Raw genomic sequence first — 5,824 nt, 5'->3', positions numbered from 1 at the left:
AACCCGTTCACGTAATTCTATCGGATATGGCTTGCCCATGTGCCCTCCAAAAACAAGGATGGCAACATTGAATCACAAAAAGTTAAAATGAGAAACCTGAATCAGATCTGGCGCAGCACGCTCTAGAAACTATCCGTTGTCTCAGAGCGTTAGGTGAGCCTAGCGCCTCCTGACCACCTACATCTACTGAGTAAGCAGCTGGCGAACTTGTCTTTTGTTGACGTGGTGTTGACGCGCACGCAAAAAGCCCTGAACCAGAGGCTCAGGGCTTTTGTTATGTGTTTGATCTTTTGATCATATTTTGGTTGCGGGGGTAGGATTTGAACCTACGACCTTCAGGTTATGAGCCTCTAATATAGCAAATTCTACTATAAGTTACTTTTCAATAAGTTAGCTCACAAGCGACTGATACCGCTTAACAACTCTCATAAGACTTTAACGAACTATACGACATCAAACAGCGCTATGTACAGTTCAAACTGCGTACAGCGGTTGACGTGGTGTTGACGCAAGAACTTACGTTTCCTTCATCCCAACACTGGGACAGGACCTCAAGGTGATCAGGATACTCTTGAGACATTAACTCAGGTGCACCGAGTACCGTCTTAATCGTAAGCCTTTGCCAACTTTAATGCCCGCTTTTGACTATCACTGAGTTTTTCATCGTTCACTGCGCTCGACCAAGCGACTTTGAAGGCTTGATCGTTAGAACTTTGGCACCAGGACAATGCTACCGCGCCGAGCGCCGTCCAGCCGATGCCATCACACATCTGAGCCCATCTTTTCGCAGGGAAGGATCCTAGTTTCTTCAGAAGGCTTAGATCTGTCTCGTCAATACGGGTCTGATTTTCTTTGCCGCCCTCAACGCCCGCAGACGCAATCCAGAGAGGTTCGCTGGCATGAAGGCCTTGCCATATATCTACCGGTGTGAGGCCTTCTCCTAAGTCAAATACTCCAGGCTTTGATGTGTCTTGATCAGCCACCAATTTCAACATCCCCTGATCCAGCGGAAGCAGAGCCACCACACCCAACAGCATCGCCCACTCGGCACACTGCACGGCCATTGACGAACACGGATCCAGATCCCGCTGACATGGAACGAGGATGAGGCGGACAATTGCCGCAACCATGCGGGATAACGCCGTCACCGACACGCACCACAGCAATAGCATTTACAAACACATCAGGGCTTCCGGCAGATGAAGGCGTGGGCGGAAAACACCCATGACCCGCGGCGATATCGCCTTTTCTATAGGCAGCTGGCATATAATCCTCAAAATGGAATGAAGAACTATTAAGTATTTAAGAAGAAAATTTCTACTGAATTACTAAAACCCTTTGAGGGTTTTCATCTTGCTGAGGTGATAAAGCTCTCCAAAGATGAATAGATCCGGCTAATTTTCGAGAAGTCAGGCATTTCACTTCCTTCAAATGGCTCAATCAGAACTATTTCTCCTAGTGTTTCTTTTGATAAGCTATAGGCAATTATGGCTTGTGTGTAGGTTCTTGCGAATGGAAACAGTCTGTGCTCTGCGAATCCTGAAAGCCTTAACATTTCAAGAAGTTGGATTTCTGGTGTAATCCGGCCTTCCCATTCCTCACTTCTTGGAACAAAGAGGTAAAGGAAGGTCATGATTGTGAAGACACTCTCATCAATCGGTAAAAAGAGTTGCTTCACGGGCGTACCGCCGTTGTTTGCTTTTAAAAACTGATAGAGATTGTCTGGCAGCTGCAGGATGTCAAAAGGAACTTTAGCCTCTCTGAATGCCTCTTCGTCATAAAGTTCAAGTGACGTCTTCGGTTTGCAAAGAATATCGTAATCAACCATTGTCATAGTAACACGCCTTGAAAGAGAAACCTCTACTCACCAAGATTGGGCCGTAGCTCTTCAATCATGTCGTCAATATTATTTGGTGTAACTTTCCAGCGCATTTCGTCGTCATATTCGAAATCGGCCTGCACTTGCCCGCTGTCTCTGTTAAACTGAAGCAACATCTTAATGAAACCTTTGTCAGCTTCTCCGCTGAGCCAATCTCGATATGTGCGTATTGATGTTTCGACACTATCAGGATCTACTGAAAAGGCGCAGTAGTCACTATTAAGGTCATATGCATAACCGAAGTTAGATGATATATCTCCATCTTCATCTAGACTGAAGACTGCAGAAAACTCTTCCCAATTAAAATTTGGTTTGTTTTCAAGGAAATCTTCATCTTTGACTACACCACGGACAATACTTGCTAGCAACTCTAAGTTTAGCTCCATACTTTACTCCATGTCTCGAAATTTTATGCGTTTAAACTTTTGATCTTTCTTGTTCTTGAAAGATGGCCTGTTTTCGTACTTTACTTCTTTTGTTTTGGGGTCAATTATTTTGTACTTTACTTTAAAAGCGTCCGGCCTTACCGCCCCAGGTGGGTTGACCTTAATATCATACTTGACTTGGTAGCCTTTTTTGATCCAGTCTGCCCACTCATTCTCCATGGTTTTCCAGGCACCCTGATTAAGGTTGCCAGCTTGTGGCACAATGCCTTCATCTGGCGTGTCCCCCATAAAACGGTGTCCGGCCAAGTGCCCCCCTTGATCGCCAGGGTTCCCAAGTTTACCAACCTTGGTAGCGCTGTCGCCTCGTTTGGTCGAACCAAAGTCTTCCTGTAACACACCTTTAGCTCGTATCGGACGGCCTGTCACCGCATCATATTCTATTTCGTTGGTGTTGCTACCTCTTGTTTTTGTTGTCGTTTTAGTTTTCGGGGCTAAAGTATTTTTCTTACGATCTTTATCTTGTTTATTATCTGCCTCTACTTCTCGCTTTTTCTTGCCAACGTCTTCAGCAGGTTTATCCGGAACATTGCGATTTTTCTCTGGCAATACCCCCCCTGCATGGTTGTCCTCGGGCTTTCCGTATTTGGCTTCTAAGTCTTCATTATTCCAGCTCTTTGAGTATCTACGACCTGAGGTTACATGTTCAGCTGTGACTTTTATTCGTCCCTCAGGCAACCTCTCGACAACAAACCTTAAAGACTTGATAGCCGAAGAGGCCACTTTTGCGCCGATCGCGAGTTCAGCAACGGCAAAAGTTGCATCAGTAGCTGTAGTCGCGACAGCATAAAACCAGCCACAATCGTAAAATCGAGTTTTCAACTCCTGCCAAAGGCTCTGAAAGTATTCCTTAAAACGCTCATTAGCCGCAGCATAAAGTTTCTTGGCATTTTCTCTTCGAGATTGCGCTTGATCCCTATATTTCCTTGCTGCTTTACGGTTTTCCTTCGCAAAATCTTCAGCCCCAAAGAAATCGCCAATACTTGCATAACTATCCGCCCACCAAGCGTCATCTTCGTTTTCTTCAGCAAAGTAATCTTGGTATTCTGCCGCTTGATGCAAAAAGAAAGCACTGCCTTTTATGCCTGTTATGAGTTGTTGGCGTGCGTCCTTGTTGGTTGAAAGAACGTAGATCATCTCAGCCATAGCAACATATTCATAGAACTTGTCGCCAACATACTGCGCATAGGAGCATTTAGGGTTCCCTTGGCTGCCCCCCGTAATGTCAAGGGCATTTCCGGTGTGAGAACCTGCTGGGCTACCTGCTGTGGAAGGGAAGGAGGTTTCCATGCTTAATCATCCCTCGCTGTCTCGTAGGTGGTTTGTCCTTCGGTCCAGAAAAAACCTCGCAAGATATGCGGATGCATCGTCGCAACATCAAATGCCAATGATGGTCCGGTGAAACTCATAAAACCGGGAGTAAGTTCGCTAAGTATTGTGTTTGCAAGCTGGGTAATTGCCTGCAAGTCGACATCATTCTCTTTACCTGAAAGGGTTGTTCGAACAAGGTTTTGCATATTGTTAAGGCGTGAAGAGGAACTCATATCGACTTCGCTCATTTCCTTGGCGGGAATAATACCCAGCTCAGAGAAAAAGCGACGCCGCGTACTGTCACGCAGCTTGACATTTTCTTTTTGTAAGGCTTCCCATTCAGGGGAGAGCATCTTAATAGCCATGACCACTCTCCCTAGTTCAATTTGATCTTGCCGCCCTTTTGGACGATCTGAGAGGAGCCGGTCAGATGGATGTCTTTTGCTTCTTCCTCAAGTTTTTCCGCCGCCTTGATTTTAATGTTAACCCCTTCGAGGGTGATGGTGCCGTCTGCCTCCATCACCAATTTCGATTTGCCGACAATGATTTCATATTTTTGCCCGACAACCGTTACCTTGTTCTGACCAACCTCTTGCCAGGAACCTATGGCGACACTTTCGTTTTTGATCCCGCCAACAGCAACTTGATAGCCTCCACCTACTGTTAGAGCCTTTGCTGCCCCCACTATCTCCGTTGAAGACACCATCACTGTTTCTGCCTTGTTTTTACCAACGCCGATGACGAGATTGCCTTCGCCCATGTTGAGACCGAACTTGCCTAGGGTTCCGGCGATGCCGCCGATCTTCTTGCCGAGGGCTTTTTCAACGGATTTGAACTTCTCAGTAACGAACTGCTGTAGTTTGTTGGGGCCAACCATCAGTGTCATGTTGCCGCCAATCACCTCGTGGTGGCTGTTGCCGACCTCAATGGATTTGTTGTGGCCGATGCTTTCTGACTGGTTCACATCAATCCGCTTGGAACGATTGTTCTCGACATGAATGTCCTGGTCTTTTTGGGCATGGACATAGATCTGTTCTTCACCGGACTGATCCTCAAATGAGATCTCGTTGAACCCATCCCCTTTATGACTGTCGGACCTGATGACCATTTTGGTTTTGTGGTCCGGCAGTTGGTAAGGGGATTTGTTGTTGTTGTGATACGTCCGCCCAGTGATGATTGGCTGGTCCGGATCACCTTCGAGGAAGTCTACGATGACCTCGTGGCCGATGCGGGGGATGGCGATGTGGCCCCAGCTGGCGCCGGCCCAGTTGGAGGAAACGCGGATCCAGCAGGAGGAAGTGTCGTTCTTCTTGCCGTGGCGATCCCATGGGAACCAGACTTTGACCCGGCCATGTTCATCACAATAGATCTCTTCGCCTTCTGGTCCGGTGACATGGGCGATCTGCGGGCCGTCCACCAAGGGCTTCTTGAGCAGTTTGGGCCGGTATGGCAGGCGGGCGGGCATCACCTCAAACCCGGCGCTGTAAGTGGTGGTACCGCTGCCAGCTTCCTCAGCCACGGCCTGCGGCTGACTGCCCTGATGCGAGACGGTGAGCAAATGATACTTGATGTTGTAGTCGCTGTTCGGGTGGTCCGTGAGCGCAAACTGATGGCCCACCATCAGGTGAATGGCATTGGTGGCGCCATGGCCAGTGGTGGCCTCAACCCGAGCTGCCTCCAGCCGGTGTTTTGTAAACGGCTTGCCGACACCATCCGCCTTGTAGCGCCCCGGATATTCATAGAGCGCATAGTCTCCGGCAGAGCCGTTGTCTTCACCGCGCTGATGGGCGTGTTGCTGGTTGTAAGGCGGGTTCTTGAAGGAATAATCACGCTGCATGAAGCTGGTGGCTCGCAGCTGCTCACGAAGGACAAAACTGTTGCAATAGACGCCTTTGACAGCTCCGCCAGCCATGCTGTTGTATTCCAGCTTGGGCTGGTCTGGCAGCTGCGAGACAATCTGCGGGTTATCAATGAACTGCAGCGTATGCTGGCCATTGGCACCATAGGTGAAGTAGTACCAAATGCCTTCTTCTGCGGTGATGCGGTCTAGAAAGCTTAAGTGACTTTCCCGGTACTGCACGCAGTATTCGCGGGCCTCATGAGGCTCGGTCAGATCCCACTTCACATCCTCTACGCCGTGCTCCTTGAGCAGGATCTTGACGATCTCGGGCACGCTTTTCTTCTGGAAGAT

Annotated in this window: 7 protein-coding genes; all 7 read right to left on the bottom strand. The window is 48.3% G+C overall.

Going from position 1 to position 5,824, the window contains the following annotated elements; all coding sequences use genetic code 11:
• Positions 1 to 605 precede the first annotated feature (605 nt).
• Positions 606 to 983, bottom strand: a complete 378-nt coding sequence (locus PsAD37_RS11395) for a hypothetical protein (RefSeq protein WP_084405979.1) — start codon at positions 981 to 983, stop codon at positions 606 to 608.
• A complete protein-coding gene (locus tag PsAD37_RS11390; protein WP_063288927.1) occupies positions 976 to 1,266 on the bottom strand; it encodes a PAAR domain-containing protein in 291 nt (96 codons plus the stop codon). Before PsAD37_RS11390 ends, PsAD37_RS11395 begins: the two co-directional genes overlap by 8 nt.
• Before the next feature lie 82 nt (positions 1,267 to 1,348).
• Positions 1,349 to 1,834, bottom strand: a complete 486-nt coding sequence (locus tag PsAD37_RS11385; protein WP_063296248.1) for an SMI1/KNR4 family protein — start codon at positions 1,832 to 1,834, stop codon at positions 1,349 to 1,351.
• Positions 1,835 to 1,860: 26 nt separating this feature from the next.
• Positions 1,861 to 2,265 carry a hypothetical protein gene (locus PsAD37_RS11380; RefSeq protein WP_063296247.1) on the bottom strand — a complete coding sequence of 135 codons (405 nt, stop codon included), beginning with the start codon at positions 2,263 to 2,265 and terminating at the stop codon, positions 1,861 to 1,863.
• Between the two features lie 3 nt (positions 2,266 to 2,268).
• Positions 2,269 to 3,612 (bottom strand): DNA/RNA non-specific endonuclease, encoded by a 1,344-nt coding sequence (locus tag PsAD37_RS11375; RefSeq protein ID WP_063296246.1) that lies wholly within the window; start codon positions 3,610 to 3,612, stop codon positions 2,269 to 2,271.
• A gap of 2 nt (positions 3,613 to 3,614) precedes the next feature.
• Entirely contained in the window at positions 3,615 to 3,998 is a 384-nt protein-coding gene (locus PsAD37_RS11370) for a hypothetical protein (protein ID WP_063296245.1), read from the bottom strand.
• Between the two features lie 11 nt (positions 3,999 to 4,009).
• Positions 4,010 to 5,824 (bottom strand): type VI secretion system Vgr family protein (locus PsAD37_RS11365; RefSeq protein WP_153039727.1); only part of this gene is annotated, 1,815 nt, incomplete at its 5' end.

Origin of the sequence: Pseudovibrio sp. Ad37, from assembly GCF_001623075.1 — a bacterium.
Taxonomy (GTDB): Bacteria; Pseudomonadota; Alphaproteobacteria; order Rhizobiales; family Stappiaceae; genus Pseudovibrio.
The sequence above is the reverse complement of the archived record's forward strand: the minus strand, read 5'-3'. Positions and strand labels throughout refer to the sequence as shown.